2 protein-coding genes are annotated in these 1549 nt (G+C 25.4%); both read left to right on the top strand.

The window, feature by feature from the left end; genetic code table 11:
* The first annotated feature begins 121 nt into the window (after window positions 1-121).
* Window positions 122-526 carry a GNAT family N-acetyltransferase gene (locus tag IDG45_RS13685; protein WP_000134308.1) on the top strand — a complete coding sequence of 135 codons (405 nt, stop codon included), beginning with the start codon at window positions 122-124 and terminating at the stop codon, window positions 524-526.
* The coding region (gene aac(6')-Ie, locus IDG45_RS13680; RefSeq protein ID WP_104882522.1) for an aminoglycoside N-acetyltransferase AAC(6')-Ie at window positions 527-1549 on the top strand (1023 nt) is incomplete at its 3' end.

Genomic DNA, 1549 nt, shown 5'->3' with positions numbered 1-1549 from the left:
TAATTGGAGCCGTTCTTATGGACCTACATGATGAATGGATTTATTCTTCAAGAAAATACATCAATTTTGATAAGTAGAAATGGTAAAAACATTGTATAGCATTTTACACAGGAGTCTGGACTTGACTGAGTTTATGGAAGAAGTTTTAATTGATGATAATATGGTTTTTGATATTGATAATTTAAAAGGATTTCTTAATGATACCAGTTCATTTGGGTTTATAGCTAAAGAAAATAATAAAATTATAGGATTTGCATATTGCTATACACTTTTAAGACCTGATGGAAAAACAATGTTTTATTTACACTCAATAGGAATGTTACCTAACTATCAAGACAAAGGTTATGGTTCAAAATTATTATCTTTTATTAAGGAATATTCTAAAGAGATTGGTTGTTCTGAAATGTTTTTAATAACTGATAAAGGTAATCCTAGAGCTTGCCATGTATATGAAAAATTAGGTGGTAAAAATGATTATAAAGATGAAATAGTATATGTATATGATTATGAAAAAGGTGATAAATAAATGAATATAGTTGAAAATGAAATATGTATAAGAACTTTAATAGATGATGATTTTCCTTTGATGTTAAAATGGTTAACTGATGAAAGAGTATTAGAATTTTATGGTGGTAGAGATAAAAAATATACATTAGAATCATTAAAAAAACATTATACAGAGCCTTGGGAAGATGAAGTTTTTAGAGTAATTATTGAATATAACAATGTTCCTATTGGATATGGACAAATATATAAAATGTATGATGAGTTATATACTGATTATCATTATCCAAAAACTGATGAGATAGTCTATGGTATGGATCAATTTATAGGAGAGCCAAATTATTGGAGTAAAGGAATTGGTACAAGATATATTAAATTGATTTTTGAATTTTTGAAAAAAGAAAGAAATGCTAATGCAGTTATTTTAGACCCTCATAAAAATAATCCAAGAGCAATAAGGGCATACCAAAAATCTGGTTTTAGAATTATTGAAGATTTGCCAGAACATGAATTACACGAGGGCAAAAAAGAAGATTGTTATTTAATGGAATATAGATATGATGATAATGCCACAAATGTTAAGGCAATGAAATATTTAATTGAGCATTACTTTGATAATTTCAAAGTAGATAGTATTGAAATAATCGGTAGTGGTTATGATAGTGTGGCATATTTAGTTAATAATGAATACATTTTTAAAACAAAATTTAGTACTAATAAGAAAAAAGGTTATGCAAAAGAAAAAGCAATATATAATTTTTTAAATACAAATTTAGAAACTAATGTAAAAATTCCTAATATTGAATATTCGTATATTAGTGATGAATTATCTATACTAGGTTATAAAGAAATTAAAGGAACTTTTTTAACACCAGAAATTTATTCTACTATGTCAGAAGAAGAACAAAATTTGTTAAAACGAGATATTGCCAGTTTTTTAAGACAAATGCACGGTTTAGATTATACAGATATTAGTGAATGTACTATTGATAATAAACAAAATGTATTAGAAGAGTATATATTGTTGCGTGAAACTATTTATAAT

The organism is Staphylococcus sp. EG-SA-10, from assembly GCF_017151945.1.
Classification (GTDB): Bacteria; Bacillota; Bacilli; order Staphylococcales; family Staphylococcaceae; genus Staphylococcus; species Staphylococcus aureus.
This window is presented reverse-complemented; position numbering and strand designations above follow the sequence as displayed.